The organism is Pseudomonas sp. R2-60-08W (assembly GCF_003852335.1).
Lineage (GTDB): Bacteria > Pseudomonadota > Gammaproteobacteria > Pseudomonadales > Pseudomonadaceae > Aquipseudomonas.
Map to the genome: position 1 here is coordinate 3,818,960 of NZ_CP027731.1, position 16,216 is coordinate 3,835,175.

The 16,216-nt window shown below is 60.8% G+C and carries 13 protein-coding genes and 4 tRNA genes; 2 read left to right on the top strand and 15 right to left on the bottom strand.

Annotated features, from left to right (window positions below; genetic code table 11):
• Window positions 1–24 precede the first annotated feature (24 nt).
• The 4 genes from leuB to leuC form a co-directional block, all read right to left on the bottom strand.
• The gene (gene leuB / locus C4J90_RS17335) at window positions 25–1,107 is read right to left on the bottom strand and encodes a 3-isopropylmalate dehydrogenase (protein WP_124415136.1); all 1,083 of its coding nucleotides are present in this window, start codon (window positions 1,105–1,107) and stop codon (window positions 25–27) included.
• Window positions 1,108–1,160: 53 nt separating this feature from the next.
• Window positions 1,161–1,925: a class I SAM-dependent methyltransferase gene (locus C4J90_RS17340; protein ID WP_124420428.1), complete on the bottom strand. Its 765-nt coding sequence runs from the start codon at window positions 1,923–1,925 to the stop codon at window positions 1,161–1,163.
• A gap of 124 nt (window positions 1,926–2,049) precedes the next feature.
• Window positions 2,050–2,691: a 3-isopropylmalate dehydratase small subunit gene (gene leuD, locus C4J90_RS17345; RefSeq protein ID WP_124363603.1), complete on the bottom strand. Its 642-nt coding sequence runs from the start codon at window positions 2,689–2,691 to the stop codon at window positions 2,050–2,052.
• Window positions 2,692–2,702: 11 nt separating this feature from the next.
• Window positions 2,703–4,121 carry a 3-isopropylmalate dehydratase large subunit gene (gene leuC, locus C4J90_RS17350; protein WP_124363604.1) on the bottom strand — a complete coding sequence of 473 codons (1,419 nt, stop codon included), beginning with the start codon at window positions 4,119–4,121 and terminating at the stop codon, window positions 2,703–2,705.
• 140 nt (window positions 4,122–4,261) lie between these two features.
• Here leuC and C4J90_RS17355 point away from each other — a divergent pair, with 140 nt between their 5' ends.
• A complete protein-coding gene (locus C4J90_RS17355) occupies window positions 4,262–5,152 on the top strand; it encodes a LysR family transcriptional regulator (RefSeq protein WP_124363605.1) in 891 nt (296 codons plus the stop codon).
• A 65-nt stretch (window positions 5,153–5,217) separates the two neighbouring features.
• Window positions 5,218–8,496: a PAS domain S-box protein gene (locus C4J90_RS17360; protein ID WP_124420429.1), complete on the top strand. Its 3,279-nt coding sequence runs from the start codon at window positions 5,218–5,220 to the stop codon at window positions 8,494–8,496.
• Window positions 8,497–8,562: 66 nt separating this feature from the next.
• Here C4J90_RS17360 and C4J90_RS26930 read toward each other — a convergent pair whose 3' ends face one another.
• The 11 genes from C4J90_RS26930 to gltX all read right to left on the bottom strand — a co-directional run bounded on the left by C4J90_RS26930 (window position 8,563) and on the right by gltX (window position 16,190).
• The gene (locus tag C4J90_RS26930) at window positions 8,563–9,519 is read right to left on the bottom strand and encodes a hypothetical protein (protein WP_256658877.1); all 957 of its coding nucleotides are present in this window, start codon (window positions 9,517–9,519) and stop codon (window positions 8,563–8,565) included.
• A gap of 85 nt (window positions 9,520–9,604) precedes the next feature.
• Window positions 9,605–10,609, bottom strand: coding sequence for a hypothetical protein (locus C4J90_RS17370; protein ID WP_124420430.1), 1,005 nt, complete (start codon window positions 10,607–10,609; stop codon window positions 9,605–9,607).
• A 385-nt stretch (window positions 10,610–10,994) separates the two neighbouring features.
• Window positions 10,995–11,954 carry a tRNA-dihydrouridine synthase gene (locus C4J90_RS17375; RefSeq protein WP_124415141.1) on the bottom strand — a complete coding sequence of 320 codons (960 nt, stop codon included), beginning with the start codon at window positions 11,952–11,954 and terminating at the stop codon, window positions 10,995–10,997.
• 55 nt (window positions 11,955–12,009) lie between these two features.
• Complete coding sequence (locus tag C4J90_RS17380; RefSeq protein WP_124363609.1) at window positions 12,010–12,444, bottom strand: thioesterase family protein; 435 nt, start codon at window positions 12,442–12,444, stop codon at window positions 12,010–12,012.
• Between the two features lie 39 nt (window positions 12,445–12,483).
• Window positions 12,484–13,317, bottom strand: a complete 834-nt coding sequence (locus C4J90_RS17385; protein WP_124420431.1) for an alpha/beta fold hydrolase — start codon at window positions 13,315–13,317, stop codon at window positions 12,484–12,486.
• A gap of 14 nt (window positions 13,318–13,331) precedes the next feature.
• Window positions 13,332–13,871 (bottom strand): TetR/AcrR family transcriptional regulator, encoded by a 540-nt coding sequence (locus tag C4J90_RS17390; protein WP_124363611.1) that lies wholly within the window; start codon window positions 13,869–13,871, stop codon window positions 13,332–13,334.
• A gap of 181 nt (window positions 13,872–14,052) precedes the next feature.
• Window positions 14,053–14,128, bottom strand: a tRNA-Glu gene (locus C4J90_RS17395).
• A 78-nt stretch (window positions 14,129–14,206) separates the two neighbouring features.
• Window positions 14,207–14,282, bottom strand: a tRNA-Ala gene (locus C4J90_RS17400).
• A 49-nt stretch (window positions 14,283–14,331) separates the two neighbouring features.
• Window positions 14,332–14,407: transfer RNA gene (locus C4J90_RS17405), tRNA-Glu, on the bottom strand.
• A gap of 78 nt (window positions 14,408–14,485) precedes the next feature.
• Window positions 14,486–14,561: transfer RNA gene (locus C4J90_RS17410), tRNA-Ala, on the bottom strand.
• Between the two features lie 147 nt (window positions 14,562–14,708).
• Entirely contained in the window at window positions 14,709–16,190 is a 1,482-nt protein-coding gene (gltX, locus tag C4J90_RS17415) for a glutamate--tRNA ligase (protein WP_124415143.1), read from the bottom strand.
• Window positions 16,191–16,216 lie beyond the last annotated feature (26 nt).

A 16,216-nucleotide genomic window follows, 5' to 3' on the forward strand; every position in this document is an offset into this window, starting at 1 on the left:
ATAACTGCAAGCGGGCCCGAGAGATTACAGATTCCGCAGCGCGGCGACTACAGCGTCGCCCATTTCTTGCGTGCCGACCTTGGTGCAACCCTGCGACCAGATGTCGCCGGTGCGCAAACCCTGGTCCAGCACCAGACTCACGGCCTTCTCGATCGCGTCGGCCGCGTCAACCAGGTTGAAGCTGTAACGCAGCATCATCGACACCGACAAAATGGTCGCCAGCGGGTTGGCAATACCTTGGCCGGCAATGTCCGGCGCCGAGCCGTGGCAAGGCTCATACATGCCTTTGTTGTTGGTATCCAGGGACGCCGACGGCAGCATGCCGATGGAGCCGGTGAGCATCGAGGCCTGGTCGGACAGGATGTCGCCGAACAGGTTGTCGGTGACGATCACATCGAACTGCTTCGGCGCACGCACCAGTTGCATGGCGGCGTTGTCGACGTACATGTGGCTCAGTTCGACGTCCGGGTAGTCCTTGGCGACTTCTTCAACGATTTCCCGCCACAGTTGGCTGGAGGCCAATACGTTGGCCTTGTCCACCGAGCAGACCTTCTTACCGCGCACGCGGGCCATGTCGAAACCGACACGGGCGATACGGCGGATTTCGCTCTCGCTGTACGGCAGGGTGTCGTAGGCCTGGCGCTCGCCATTTTCCAACTCACGCACACCGCGAGGCGAGCCGAAATAGATACCGCCAGTCAGCTCACGCACGATCAGGATGTCCAGGCCCGCCACCACTTCCGGCTTGAGGCTCGACGCCTCGGCCAACTGCGGGTAGAGAATCGCCGGACGCAGGTTGCCGAACAGGCCCAGTTGCGCGCGGATTTTCAACAGGCCGCGCTCAGGGCGGATATCACGCTCGATCTTGTCCCACTTCGGCCCGCCCACGGCGCCCAGCAGCACGGCGTCGGCGGCGCGGGCGCGTTCCAGGGTCTCGTCGGCCAGGGGCACGCCGTGCTTATCGATGGCTGCGCCGCCGATTACGTCGTGGCTCAGCTCGAAGCCCAGGCTGTACTTGCTGTTGGCGAGCTCCAGGACCTTGACCGCTTCGGCCATGATTTCCGGACCGATACCGTCGCCAGGGAGAATCAGAATCTGCTTGCTCATGGGTTCCTCATTTCATCGAGCGACCTGCCCTTGGGCAGGTCGGAAAAAATCAATCAGCGTTCGGCCCACGCCACCAGCACGTCGGTGCTGAAGGTGCCGTCGGCTTGAATTTCGTAATAATCGCGCACTTCCTGGCCCATCGCCTGTTGCAACTCCAGGATCGCCGCGCGCAAGGCCGGCGGGGTGCGCATGCGCTCGACCCACGAGGTGTATTCCAGGCGCAGGCGTTGGCGGCTGCTGTTGCGTACATGCAAACCGGCTTCGCTGAGCTGGCGCATCCACTCGGCGGCAGAATAATCGCGCACATGGCTGGTGTCGCGCAGCACTTCAACGGTTTGCAGGTAAGTGTCCAGCAACGGGCTGCCCGGTGACAACACATCCACGAACGCCGCCACGCCACCGGGTTTGAGCACCCGACGCACTTCGCGCAGGGCCAGGCCGAGGTCGCTCCAATGGTGGGCGGAGTAGCGGCTGAACACGAAGTCGAATTCGCCATCGGCAAACGGCAGGCGTTCAGCCGCGCCGTTGACGGTGCTGATATTGGCCAAACCGCGATCTTGCGCAGCGGCGGCGACCACATCAAGCATCTGCTGAGACAGGTCGTAGGCCACCACTTCCTTGACCAGCGGGGCCACCTGGAAACTCACATGCCCGGCACCGCACCCCAGGTCCAGCAGTCGCGCCGCGCCCTGCCCGGCCAGTTCGGCCTGGAGCAGCGCGAATTCGGTGCCCTGGGCGTGCACGGCACTGCTCAGGTAGGCCGAGGCTTGCTCGCCGAATTGTTTTTGCACGACTTGGGTGTGGGCAGTGCTGGTCATGGGGGCTTTCCTTGGGTTTTGTGGTGTTAACACTGGCCTCATCGGGGGCAAGCCCCCTCCCACATTTGGAATGCGTACACCTGTGGGAGGGGGCTTGCCCCCGATGGCGGCGGTCCTGCCTGCATCAATCGCGAAATAACCAGGGCTGGCTTGCCCGGTGCCTGGTTTCAAACGCTGCAATCGCGTCGCCGTCCTGCAAAGTCAGGCCGATATCGTCCAGGCCATTGATCAGGCAGTGCTTGCGAAAGGCATCCACCTCGAAGTGATACACCTTGCCGTCCGGACGGGTCACGGTCTGCGCGGCCAGGTCCACGGTCAGTTGGTAGCCCACATTGGCTTCCACTTGCTGAAACAGCTCATCCACTTCGGCGTCGCTCAAGATGATCGGCAGCAAGCCGTTCTTGAAGCTGTTGTTGAAGAAGATGTCGGCGTAGCTCGGCGCGATGATGCTGCGAAAGCCATATTCTTCCAAGGCCCACGGCGCGTGTTCACGGCTGGAGCCGCAACCGAAGTTTTCCCGGGCCAGCAACACGCTGGCGCCCTGGTAACGCTCGGCGTTGAGCACGAAATCCTTGTTCAGCGGGCGCTTGGAGTTGTCCTGGTAGGCGTAGCCCACGTCCAGATAGCGCCATTCGTCGAACAGGTTGGGGCCAAACCCGGTGCGCTTGATCGACTTCAAGAACTGCTTGGGGATGATCTGGTCGGTGTCCACGTTGGCACGGTCCAACGGCGCTACCAGACCGGTATGCTGGGTAAAAGCTCTCATCGGGTTTTCCTTTAGATCAATTCGCGAACGTCGATGAAACGACCGTTGACGGCAGCGGCGGCAGCCATGGCCGGGCTGACCAGGTGGGTACGGCCACCGGCGCCCTGACGCCCTTCGAAGTTACGGTTGGAGGTCGATGCGCAATGCTCGCCGGATTCCAACCGGTCCGGGTTCATCGCCAGGCACATGGAGCAGCCCGGCTCACGCCATTCGAAACCGGCTTCGAGGAAGATCTTGTCCAGGCCTTCGGCTTCGGCCTGGGCTTTGACCAACCCCGAACCTGGCACCACGATGGCCTGCTTGATGGTCGAGGCCACCTTGCGGCCCTTGGCGATCACGGCGGCGGCGCGCAGGTCTTCGATCCGCGAGTTGGTGCAGGAGCCGATGAACACGCGATCCAGCTGGATGTCGGTAATCGCCTGGTTGGCCTTCAGGCCCATGTACTTGAGGGCGCGCTCGATGGAGCCGCGCTTGACCAGGTCGGTTTCCTGGGCCGGGTCCGGCACGTTCTGGTCGACGGCCAGCACCATTTCCGGTGATGTGCCCCAGCTGACTTGCGGTTTGATCTGGGTCGCGTCGAGCTCGACCACGGTGTCGAACACCGCATCGGCGTCGGACACCAGGTCTTTCCAGGCGTGCACCGCTGCGTCCCAATCGGCGCCTTTCGGTGCGAATGGGCGACCCTTGACGTATTCGATGGTTTTTTCGTCCGCCGCCACCATGCCCACGCGGGCACCGGCTTCGATGGACATGTTGCAGATGGTCATGCGGCCTTCGATGGACAGGTCGCGAATGGCGCTGCCGGCGAACTCGATGGCATGCCCGTTACCGCCGGCGGTGCCGATCTTGCCGATCACCGCCAGCACGATGTCCTTGGCCGTCACGCCGAACGGCAACTGGCCTTCGACGCGTACCAGCATGTTCTTCATCTTTTTGGCGACCAGGCACTGGGTGGCGAACACATGTTCCACCTCGGATGTGCCGATGCCATGGGCCAAAGCACCAAAGGCACCGTGGGTCGACGTGTGCGAGTCACCGCACACCACCGTCATACCCGGCAAGGTCGCGCCCTGCTCCGGGCCGATCACGTGGACGATGCCTTGACGCACGTCATTCATCTTGAATTCGGTGATGCCATATTCGTCGCAATAGTCGTCGAGGGTCTGCACCTGCAAGCGCGACACGGTGTCGACAATGGCGTCGATCCCGCCCTTGCGCTCCGGGGTGGTCGGCACGTTGTGGTCCGGCGTGGCGATAATGGAGTCGACGCGCCATGGCTTGCGCCCGGCCAGCCGCAGGCCTTCGAACGCTTGGGGCGAGGTCACTTCATGGATGATGTGACGGTCGATGTAGATCAGCGACGACCCATCATCGCGCCGTTTCACTTCATGGGAATCCCAAAGCTTGTCGTAAAGCGTTTTGCCGGCCATCAGTCGGTCCTCATCAGCGGTGTTTCTTTGCGCCGGGCTTTTCTATAACCCTTTGGCTTGTGAGGCTGATGGTATGGCGCTAGATTAAATAACTCAAATTCATATTTTTCATGCTTTGGATTACCAACTGGAATACCACCATGGACCTGGCCAACCTCAACGCCTTTATCGCTATTGCCGAGACCGGCAGTTTCTCCGGCGCCGGTGAGCGCCTGCACCTGACCCAACCGGCCATCAGCAAACGCATCGCCGGCCTGGAGCAACAATTGAAGGTGCGCCTGTTCGATCGCCTCGGCCGTGAAGTGGGCTTGACCGAAGCCGGGCGGGCTTTGCTGCCGCGTGCTTATCAGATCCTGAACGTGCTGGACGACACCCGTCGCGCCCTGACCAACCTCACCGGAGAAGTCAGCGGGCGCCTCACCCTGGCGACCAGCCACCATATCGGCCTGCATCGCCTGCCGCCGGTCCTGCGTACCTTCACTCGGCAGTACCCGAACGTCGCGCTGGATATTCAATTCCTCGATTCAGAAGTGGCCTACGAAGAAATCCTCCACGGTCGCGCCGAAGTGGCAGTGATCACCCTGGCGCCCGAGCCGCACAACCTGGTGCGCGCGACGCCGGTATGGGACGACCCGCTGGATTTCGTGGTGGCCCCCGAACACAGCCTGATCAGCAACGGCTCCGTCAGCCTGGCCGATATTGCCGGGCACCCTGCGGTGTTTCCCGGAGGGAACACCTTTACCCACCATATTGTCAGCCGTCTATTCGAGGCCCAGGGGCTGACGCCGAACATCGCCATGAGCACCAACTACCTGGAGACGATCAAAATGATGGTGTCCATCGGCCTGGCCTGGAGCGTGTTGCCACGCACCATGCTCGACGCCCAGGTGGCAAGTATTGCTTTGCCGGGCATACAGCTCAGTCGCCAGCTAGGCTATATCGTGCACACCGAAAGGACGCTGTCGAACGCTGCGCGGGCTTTCATGAGCCTATTGGATGCACAGGTCGATCTGCCAGGGATACCGGCATGACATTGTGCGGCCTCGGGTTTCAGGTAAACCGCGCTGTCTTCCATCGAGCCAAGGCCCTTTGAATAATGCCCAACCCCGTTGATTCCGTGCCACCGCTGCCCCGCATCTATGCCCTGGACCCTCAAGAGGCGGAACAACGCTGGGACAGCGCCCCGCAACTGCTGTCGGCGCTCAATGCCGCGCGGCTGGGCGCATGGTGCTGGGAAATCGACACGGGCAAAATCAGCTGGTCGCGAGGCACTCAGGCATTGTTTGGCTACGACCCGCGCCAGCCGCTGCCCAACGACCTCAATTACCTCGACCTGTTGGCACCGGAAGACCGTGCCCGCGTGGTACGGGCGTTTCATGCGGTGCTGGCCGGCGAACCGGTCGAACAGGCCATGCATCACCGCATCCAGTGGCCCGATGGCAGCCTGCACTGGCTGGAAATCAATGGCAGCCTGGTGCCGGACAAAAACGGCAGGCGCCGGATGATCGGGGTGATCCGCGAGATCACTCACCAGCGCGAGCGGGAACAGGCGCTCAGCCACTCTGAAAAGCGCTTCGCCACGCTCTTCCACCTGTGCCCGAACATGGTGCTGCTGACGCGCCAGGCCGACGGCCTGATCAGCGAGGCCAACCAGCATTTCGAGATGCTGTTCGGCTGGCCGGTGGCTCAAGCCATCGGCCGCACCACTCTGGAGCTGGGCCTGTGGCGTGACCCGGAGCAGCGCGCGCACCTGGTCAAGGCCACCCAGCGCAAAGGTGAATCCATCACCATGGAAGTGCAGTTCTGCGCCAGCAACGGGCAGATCCACGATGGCACGCTCAGCGCGCAAAAGGTCGAACTGGAGGGCGAGGCCTATCTGATCAGCACCTTCCTCGACACCACCGAGCGCAAAAACGCCGAGCAAGCGTTGAAAGACAGTCAGGAACGCCTGGATCTGGCGCTGGACTCGGCGCAGCTGGGCACCTGGGACTGGCACATTCCCACCGGCATGCTCTACGGCTCGGCCCGCGCCGCCCAACTCCACGGCCTGCCGTGCGAACCGTTCCATGAGTCCTTCGATGCTTTTTTTGAAGGCATGTCCGATGAGGACCGCGAGGGCATGCGCCATGCCTACCGCAACCTGCGTGAAGGCCCGGGCGACAATTACCAGTTGACCTATCGCGTGCCGGTCGAGGACGGCAGCTCGCGCTATCTGGAAAGCCGCGCACGCCTGTACCGCGATGAATCCGGCAAGCCCCTGCGCATGGCGGGTACCTTGCTCGATATCACCGATCAGGTGGAGCGCGAACAACGCCTGAGTGCTTCCGAGGAGAAATTCGCCAGCCTGTTCCAGGCCAGCCCCGATCCAATCTGCGTCACTTGCCTGGACAGCGGCGCGTTTATCGAGATCAACCCGGCGTTCACCCAGACCTTTGGCTGGACCGCCGCCGAAGTGTTCGACAAAAGCGCCGAGCAGATCGGCTTGTGGGATGAGTCGAGCAAGCGCCTGCAACGCATCGAGCGGGTGATTCGCGAGCAGTCATTGAGCAATGTGGCCATCGTGGTGCATGCCAAGAACGGCCAGAGCCTGACCTGCGTGATTTCCAGCCGCCTGGTCAAGGTCAATGAGCAGCCGTGCATCGTCACCACCCTGCGCGACATCACCCAGCAGCAACGCTCGGAGGCGGCGCTCAAGGCCAGTGAAGAGAAATTCGCCAAGGCCTTCCATTCCAGCCCCGATGCCATTTCGATCACCGAGCGCGACACGGGTCGATATGTGGAGGTCAATGACGGGTTTTGCCGCCTGACCGGCTATCGCGCCGAAGAAGCCATCGGCCTCACCCTGTACCAGATTGGCATCTGGGCCGATGAAAACCAGCGTACCGCGCTGTTGGCCGAGCTGCAGATCAAGGGACGTATCCATCATCTGGAAATGCTATGGCACAACAAACTGGGCGACGTGCTGGCGGTGGAGGTGTCGGTCGAACCGATCACCTTGAATGAAACGCCGTGCCTGCTACTGACCGCGCGTGACGTGAGCCTGCTGAAAAACGCCCAGGCACAGATCCGCCACCTGGCCTATCACGACCCGCTGACCAACCTGCCCAACCGGGCGCTGCTGATGGACCGCCTGAGCCAGCAGATCGCCCTGCTCAAGCGCCACAACCTGCGCGGCGCCTTGCTGTTTCTCGACCTCGACCACTTCAAGCATATCAACGACTCCCTCGGCCACCCGGTGGGCGACACCGTACTGAAAATCGTCACCGCACGCCTGGAAGCCAGCGTGCGCATGGAAGATACGGTGGCGCGCCTGGGCGGTGATGAGTTCGTGGTGCTGCTCAGCGGCCTGGAGGGCTCACGCACGCAAGTCAGCGGCCAGGTGCAGGAACTGGCCGATACCCTGCGCGAATTGCTCTCTGAGCCGATGTTCCTCGACGGCCACCGCCTGCAAGTAACGCCAAGCATCGGCGTGGCATTGATCCCCGACCATGGCACCACGCCCGCCGATTTGCTCAAGCGCGCCGACATCGCCCTGTACCGCGCCAAGGATTCCGGGCGCAACACCATTCAGATGTTCCACAACAGCATGCAGAAAACCGCCAGCGAGCGCCTGCGCATGGAAACCGACCTGCGCCTGGCCTTGTCCCGCGGGGAGTTCAGTGTGCATTACCAGCCCCAGGTGGATGCGCGCGGCAACAAGATTGTCGGCGCCGAGGCTCTGGTGCGCTGGCAGCATCCCCAACTGGGTGCGCAGTCGCCGGCCGAATTTATCAAGGTGCTGGAGGACAGCGGCTTGATCCTGGAGGTCGGCACCTGGATCCTCGACGAAGCGTGCAGCGCATTTGCGCAGTTGATTGCCGACGGCCTGGTTGACCCGCTGAATTTCAGCCTGTGCGTGAATATCAGCCCCCGGCAGTTTCGCCAGAACGACTTCGTGGAACGGGTCGAGCGCAGCCTCACGCAGCACCAACTGCCCTACAGCTTGCTGAAGCTGGAAATCACTGAAGGCATCGTGATCCAGAACCTGGACGATACGGTGTTGAAAATGCGTCGCCTGAAAAAACTCGGCATAAGCTTTGCGATGGATGACTTTGGTACGGGCTATTCATCCCTGACTTACCTCAAGCGCCTGCCGGTGGACGCGTTGAAAATCGACCAGTCGTTCGTGCGCGACGCGACGCACGATCCCAATGACGCTGAAATCATCCGCGCCATTGTCGCCATGGCCCGCAGCTTGAATCTGGAGGTGATTGCCGAAGGCGTGGAAACTGCCGAGCAACTGGCGTTCCTGCAAAAGCTCGGCTGCCATTTGTACCAGGGGTATTTGCATAGTCGGCCATTGCCGATAGAGGGGTTCAGGCAGTTACTGAAATAGATGTTGTTTGAAACACAGCATTGAAACTAATGCAGCCTGGGTTATCCCTGCCCAGGTGCATCACGGTCACATCAGTGCGACGGCATGACCATGCGTCGGGACTCGTCCCTGTTTCCCCCATAACTCCTCGCGGCCGTTGATGACGGCCACAGAATGCCCGGTCCGGTTGCACATGCCTATCTGCCCTTGGGCGAGCTCACGTACCGACACTCTTTTCATGTGGCCTTTCAACCCAAGGCGCAGAAAGCCTTCTCCCGGACCGCTCTCATCCTCTCCATCGTTCAGACTACGGATCGCGGCCTGAAAACTGCGACCGGCCGTACGATCGTTGTTTTCCATCTGCGCACGCTTGGCGCTGACGGCGAACAGGAACTGAGCATCCTTCAGCATACCTGTGTCAGGCCCGCTGAACTTGGCGCCCCGGGCGCCGTCCGCCAGCTCGCGGTCGGTCAATGTGAGCCGAAAGCCATCACGCATAAGCACCTGATAACCGTCGTTCGTCTTGGTCACCTCCTTGAAAATATCCGTGGGGCTTTGACCGAATCGATACATCGCAGCCTTGATAGCCGACACTGTTACACAATTACCGTCCGGGCCCTGGCGGAAGCCACTCCAGATATTGTCCGGCTTCGCACCGCCGCGCTTGTTCGACAAACCCGGAATGTTCGCTGCGGCATCAGGCCTGGGTAATACCGGTTGAGGTGTTACCTGCGGAATAATAAGCGGGGGCAAAGGATTAGTGTCAGGAACATGCTTGTCTTTTTTATCAGCCACGAGAGCGAGCAGCTGAGTAAAGAGGGAATTAAATAAAGCCACAATTGCATTGACCAATGGCAAGTCAATCCCGACATTTGGCAAACTTTGCGATCTATCACCATATGCCATGACAGGCATTGTCCTGACCGACTCGCGACCGACATTGGGTCTGATCGCAGTTTCATTACTTGCAGTGAGTGCATCGATTGGCAGGGACGGCCTTACATCAATGACTCGCGCAATATTATTAATTGGAAAGAGTGACATAGAGTTCTCCACACAGGCATCTCCTCGAAACGAACTTTCGAAAAGATGCCTGCACTTATAAAAGATTGAAACGCGACAGCTATCGTTAGAACCTGGAACTTAGCCGATGATTAAAGCGTCCATGCCTGCCAGCGTCGACAGGACCTGGACTGGTCAGATCCGGGGCGGGAGTGTCGGGCAAAGGCGTCGGTTTTGTATCCGGCAACACCTGGGGTTGAGGCTTGATATCCATCGGCACGTTCGGCCTCGGGATATTGCCCGGAAGCACCGCTGGCTGGGGCTGGACGTCTGGCAGTATGGGTGGCTGAGGCCGCGTATCCGTGGAAACCCTCGGTGTCGGCAGTCGGTCCGGCGACACCTTTCCATCCGGGCAGTGGCAATGATTAAGGACCACATTCACCTGAACGTTTGTCTTGGGGTCATTGTTCACGCTTATCTCGGGCTTGGGCACCGTTGGCGGAAATGGCGAGGGGCGCGGCTTATTCCCGTCGGGCACGATGACCGAAACATCAGCAGGTTGCGGCAGCACTCGCACCGTGGCGGCGTCCGGCTTGACCAGCTCCTTGCGGGCATCCGGTAGCACCGGCAACTTGCCTGCGTCCGGCTTGACCAGCTCCTTGGGGGCATCCGGCAGCACCGGCAACTTGCCTGCATCCGGCTTGACCAGCTCCTTGCGGGCATCCGGCAGCACCGGCAACTTGCCTGCATCCGGCTTGACCAGCTCCTTGCGGGCATCCGGCAGCACCGGCAACTTGCCTGCATCCGGCTTGACCAGCTCCTTGCGAGTGTCCGGCGCAACCGGTTGTTTGTCCGGATCGGGCTTAATCGCAGTCTTGCCTGAAAATATGTCGCGCATGGTCCTGAAGATGCCTTCCAGCATATCGAACAGTTGCCGCAAAGCAGTCTCGGGGGTCAGCGCCGTATTGCGCAAACCTTGAGTATCGTCAAGACGCAATGACGTCTGAAGCACCGTTGCACCAGGGGTCTGAGCGTTCGGCTTTACAATAAGCTTATTGTTCGAAACTGCTGGCTGATCAAGGCCAGATGTATCGCCCCTTACCAAAGGCGGAGTGTGAATCGACATAGACATTCGCGAGTTCCTTTATTCCATACAACCTGACCGGTTAATGGCCAGAGGGGGTGATAGTTTTAAGACTGAGTAACCACAGCGCTGTTTCGCAGTCCCCCCATTCGTGGGAAGTTAGGCTATCGAGTTCCGAAATTCGCAGTTCATATAAGGAAACCAAAGCGCATTATCAGACTTTGCCTCATGGACAATTTCCGCCAAGCCTTGATTCATGGCTTATTTGAGGTTCAAGTGTGGTCACACGCGCTAATACTCGGTAGGCAAGTCACTCATCGATAACATTTCGTGCATCTACTCGTCGGTGGTTTGTGTTAACTCGCCGACAAAAAAAAGGCGCCTGCAGTGGCGCCTTCTTTAGATGGATATAAGCAGTGGTCGTTGACTGGCGTCAGGCAGCCAGTGGATGAGGCATCCCCAACAGGCGACTGACCTGCTCCAGGTCGGTCTCGCGGCGCATCGCCGTAAACAGCTGCACCGCTTCGGGGTAATTGCGCGTCAGCATCGCCAGCCATTGCTTCAAGCGGCCGGGCGCCTGGCGCTCAGTCAATTGCGCCACCGATTGGGTCCAGAACTCCTGGAGCATCGGCTGCATTTCGGCCCAGGTCATTTCCACCACCTCTTGCCCTGCGCGCGCCGCCGCGATCTGCCGCGCCAGGTCAGGGCGCGCCACCAGGCCACGGCCCAGCATGATGTCTTCGGCGCCGCTGACTTCGCGGCAACGTTTCCAATCTTCGACGCTCCAGATGTCACCATTGGCAAACACCGGCACCTTGACCACTTCCTGCACCCGCGGGATCCACTCCCAATGGGCTGGCGGCTTGTAGCCATCGGTTTTAGTACGTGCATGCACCACAATATGCGCGGCGCCGCCTTCGGCCAGCGCCGTGGCGCAGACCAGCGCGCCATCCGGGCTGTCGAAGCCCAGGCGCATTTTAGCGGTGACCGGAATATGGGCCGGCACCGCACGGCGCACATGCTCCACGATCCGGTTGAGCAGCTCCGGCTCCTTGAGCAGTACGGCACCGCCTCGGGACTTGTTGACGGTCTTGGCCGGGCAGCCGAAATTGAGGTCGATCACCTGCGACCCCAACTCGCAGGCCAGGGCGGCGTTTTCCGCCAGGCATACCGGGTCAGACCCCAGCAATTGCACGCGCAACGGCACGCCCGCCGCAGTCTGGGCGCCGTGCAGCAGTTCCGGGGCGAGCTTGTGGAAATAGGCAGGGGTGAGCAGGCGGTCGTTGACGCGGATGAATTCGGTCACGCACCAGTCGATACCGCCCACGCGGGTCAGCACGTCCCGCAGGATGTTGTCGACCAACCCCTCCATGGGCGCCAAAGCAATTTGCATGGAAAACACTCAACAAAAATCGTGACGCAGTTTACTGGTTTTCCCCCAACAACCGTTAACCCCCTGTCAGCGCAGGCCCGTAGCCTTCGATAAACTCGACAGGCATGCGTTTGGGCCGGCCGCTGGACAGCTCGATGCACACAAAGGTGGTTTGCGCACGCAACAAGGTGGCGCCGTCACGCGGGCGTACCAGCTGGAAACGCCGCGTCATCTTCAGGCGCTGGTCCCAATCGACGATCCACGTGGCCAGTTGCAGTTCATCGCCTTCGTAGCCGGCCGCAAGGTAGTCGATCTCATGACGCACCACGGCCATGGCGCGGTCCAGGCGCCGATACTCGGTGAGGTCCAGCCCCAGGCGCTGGGAATGGCGCCAGGCGCAACGCTCCAGCCAGGACACGTACACCGCGTTATTGGCGTGCCCCAGTCCGTCGATGTCCTCAGGGGCGACCTGCAGATCGATGATAAACGGCGTTGCCAAATCCCAGCCCATGCCTTGCTCCAGTCGATTGATGTCGGCGGGCGCAGTGTATCAGGCGGTTTGGCGCGCCTGTACATGGCAGCTCGCCAATAGGGCAAGTACGCCTTCGATCACACGCGGGTCGGCCAGGACCTTCTGATGCCCGCCCTGCTCCAGGCGCAGCAGGCGGCTGTCGAACCAGGCCTCGTGAATGGCTTGAGAGGCTTTGACCGGGACGAACGTATCGTCTTCGGCGTGCACGATCAGGCCGGGAAGGTTCATGTGGTAATGGGCGACATCCAAGTGCTTGAGCTGCATGCCGAAAGACAGCTCCACCGCGTGGATAAACGCCGAACGTGCGCGCGGCGGCAACCCTACCATTCGCGTGAAACCGCGCAGCGCATCGAGGAACCGCGATGGTGCAGCGATGCTCACCAACGCCTGCGTGCGCAGCCCCAGTTGCACCGCCAGCATCGCGCTGGCGCCGCCCATCGAGTGGCCGACCACCGCATGCAGCGCAGGCAACTCAGCCGCCGCCTCGAGCATGGCACGGGCGAACAACAGCACGTTTGCTTCGCGCCCCGGCGAATGCCCATGGGCCGGGCCGTCCAGCGCAATCACCGAATAGCCGTTCTCTACCAATGCCGTAATCAGGCTGGCGAACTGGGTAGGCCGCCCTTCCCAACCGTGCATCAGTAACACCGCTGGCCCCTGCCCCCAACGCAGGGCCGACAGGCCGAAACGCAAGGTGACGCGCTCCGCTTGCGCCAGCAACGGCAGCTCCCACGCGCGCGGCGGCAGCTCACGGGGCGTCATGAAAGTGCGACGCATCCTGTTGGCCGCTATTCGCGGTGCAAGTCGGCCGACAGTGCCGTTGAAGCCACGAACCCAGGTCAAGTCGCCCATGCGGTGAACCCTCTTCAGCGTACCGCCGACTTGGCGGCGCGCAGCACACGATCGGATAGCTCGCCGGGGCCGAGGGCCCGCGCCAGTGTCAGGCCGCCGATCATCAGCGCCATGTCGGCCAGCGCCTTGTCGGTGTCTTCCGGGCTGGCCGCCAGTTGGGCCGCCATCAGCTCGCAGTGTTCGCTCAAGGCCTGGCGGAATTCGTCCGGCAAACGACCCATCTCGCCGACGGTCGCCGGCAGCGGACACGCCTGGGCCGTGGAGTCGCGATGTTTGCGCGACAAGTAAAACGCCGCCACCAAGCTGCGGCGCTCTTCGCCGGCCAGTGTAGAGTCGATGTCTTCGATCGCCGCGCGGCGCTTGGCCAGTAGTTGAGTGAACGCCTCCAGCATCAGTGCGTCCTTGCTTTCAAAGTGCGCGTAAAAACCACCGACCGTCAGCCCCGCCGCCCCCATGACTTCGCCGACGCTCGGCTCAGCCGGGCCACGCTGGACCAAGGCCGCGCTGGCAGCCTGCAATATGCGTTCGCGAGTTTGCGCTTTCTTGTCGCTCATCAAAGCCTCCGTCTGTCATGGGTTGAATATTATTACCATAATAATATTGCGCAAGCGAGAAGCGTAACCGCTGGTCAGAACGCAAAAAGGAAGTAAGGAGAGAGTTGGCCAAACGCCAGACAAACAAAAGGGCCATTCAATAATTGAATGACCCTTAAAAATCCCGCAAAGCGGGTAATCGTGGCGTCCCCTAGGGGACTCGAACCCCTGTTACCGCCGTGAAAGGGCGGTGTCCTAGGCCACTAGACGAAGGGGACACAAACCTTCTGTACAGTGATCGGTGTTTGGGCCGATCGATTCAAGGACGGTGTGGCCGGAACCTTGAACCTGTAAATTGGTGGAGCTAAACGGGATCGAACCGTTGACCTCTTGCATGCCATGCAAGCGCTCTCCCAGCTGAGCTATAGCCCCGATTTTTCGCCTGGCGGCGCAGCAGACCTTTCGAACTGCTTGTTGAAACTGGCGTCCCCTAGGGGACTCGAACCCCTGTTACCGCCGTGAAAGGGCGGTGTCCTAGGCCACTAGACGAAGGGGACAAAACCTTCTGTACAACTGATCGGCGCTGAGTGCCGATCGATTCAAGGACGGTGTGGCCAGACCTTGAACCTGTAAATTGGTGGAGCTAAACGGGATCGAACCGTTGACCTCTTGCATGCCATGCAAGCGCTCTCCCAGCTGAGCTATAGCCCCTCATTGGTGAGGACGGGGCGAATCTTAATGGCGGTTTCGAAACGTGTCAAATTTATTTTCAACAATTTTCAAAATTTTTTGCCGGGATAACAATCACTTACCGACGAAACCCCGGAAAACCGGGGTTTCGTGCTTACAGCCGCCTGCTTAAGCGATAGCGCCCAGCAGTTTTTCCCACTCTTTGTTTTCTTTCTTTGAAACACCACCAAGCAAATCAAGGGCTTGGCGCAGACGGAAACGCGTGAGGTCCGGGCCGAGGATTTCCATCGCGTCGAGCACCGACACCGAACTGGCCTGCCCGGTAATCGCGGCAAACATCAGCGGCATGGCATCGCGCAACTTCAGTTCCAGGGACTCGACCACCGCCTGGATCGTCGCCGTGATCGCATCCTTCTCCCACTGGCGCAGGCTTTCGAGCTTCCACAGGATCAACTGCATCAGTTGGCGCACCTGGTCGCCCGAGAGCTTTTTCGATTCGAACAGCTTGACGTCCGGGTTCACACCACCGGCGAAGAAGAAGCTGGCCAACGGCGCAACCTGGCTGAACGTTTCCACCCTGCCCTGCACCAGCGGCGCGATCTTCATCATGTACTCGGGGTTGAGCGCCCATTGCTGCACGCGGCTGGCGAACTCTTGCACCGGCAGGTCACGCAGCCACTGGCCGTTGAGCCACGACAGCTTCTCGATATCGAAAATCGGTCCGCCCAGGGAGACGCGGGACAGGTCGAAGTGATCGACCATTTCCTGCAGCGAGAACTTCTCGCGCTCGTCGGGCATGGACCAGCCCATGCGGCCCAGGTAATTGAGCATCGCCTCGGGCATGAAGCCCATGCGCTCGTAGAAGGTCACCGACGTCGGGTTCTTGCGCTTGGACAGCTTGCTCTTGTCCGGGTTACGCAGCAGCGGCATGTAGCACAGCTGCGGCTGTTCCCAACCGAAGTATTCGTAAAGCAGGATCAGCTTGGGCGCCGACGGCAGCCATTCTTCGCCGCGCAGCACGTGGGTGATGCCCATCAGGTGATCGTCGACCACATTGGCCAGGAAGTAGGTCGGCAGGCCGTCGGTCTTCATCAGCACCTGCATGTCCATGCGATCCCACGGGATTTCGACGTCACCGCGCAGCATGTCCGGCACCACGCATACGCCTTCGCTCGGCACTTTCATGCGGATCACATGGGGCTCGCCGGCGGCCAGGCGCGCGGCCACTTCTTCTTTCGATAGCAGCAATGCACGGCCGTCGTAGCGCGGCGTCTCGCCACGGGCCTGTTGCTCGGCACGCATCTGGTCGAGTTCTTCGGCGGTGCAGAAACAGGGGAACGCATGGCCCATGTCCACCAACTGCTGGGTGTACTTTTTATAGATGTCGCTGCGCTCGCTCTGGCGATACGGGCCGTGAGGGCCGCCGACGTCCGGGCCTTCGGCCCAGGTGATACCCAGCCAGCGCAGCGCATCGAAAATCTGCTGCTCGGACTCACGGGTGGAGCGCAGTTGATCGGTGTCTTCGATCCGCAGGATGAATTCACCGCCGTGCTGCTTGGCAAAGCAGTAGTTGAACAAGGCGATGTAAGCAGTGCCGACGTGGGGATCCCCAGTAGGCGATGGCGCAATGCGCGTGCGGACGGTGGTCATGGCAGGTCTCGAATGGGCGATATAAC